Genomic DNA, 470 nt, shown 5'->3' on the forward strand with positions numbered 1-470 from the left:
GGAACCTGCGGCTGGATCACCTCCTTAATCGACGACATCAGCTGCTCCATAAGTTCCCACACGAATTGCTTGATTCATTGAAGAAGACGATAAGAAGCAGCCCGAAATTGGGTCTGTAGCTCAGTTGGTTAGAGCGCACCCCTGATAAGGGTGAGGTCGGCAGTTCGAATCTGCCCAGACCCACCAATTTTGTGTGGGAACCTGTAGAAATACGGGGCCATAGCTCAGCTGGGAGAGCGCCTGCCTTGCACGCAGGAGGTCAACGGTTCGATCCCGTTTGGCTCCACCACTACTGCTTCTGTTTGTTGAAAGCTTAGAAATGAGCATTCCATTGTGATGATGGTGAATGTTGATTTCTAGTCTTTGGCTAGATCGTTCTTTAAAAATTTGGGTATGTGATAGAAAGATAGACTGAACGTTACTTTCACTGGTAACGGATCAGGCTAAGGTAAAATTTGTGAGTTACTCTT

Annotated in this window: 2 tRNA genes; both read left to right on the forward strand. The window is 47.0% G+C overall.

What is annotated here, in order from left to right:
• The first annotated feature begins 109 nt into the window (after nucleotides 1-109).
• A tRNA-Ile gene (locus FHL16_RS33890) sits at nucleotides 110-186 on the forward strand.
• Between the two features lie 27 nt (nucleotides 187-213).
• Nucleotides 214-289: transfer RNA gene (locus FHL16_RS33895), tRNA-Ala, on the forward strand.
• Nucleotides 290-470 lie beyond the last annotated feature (181 nt).

This window comes from Pseudomonas sp. FSL W5-0299 (genome assembly GCF_005930655.1).
GTDB classification, from domain to species: domain Bacteria; phylum Pseudomonadota; class Gammaproteobacteria; order Pseudomonadales; family Pseudomonadaceae; genus Aquipseudomonas; species Aquipseudomonas mandelii.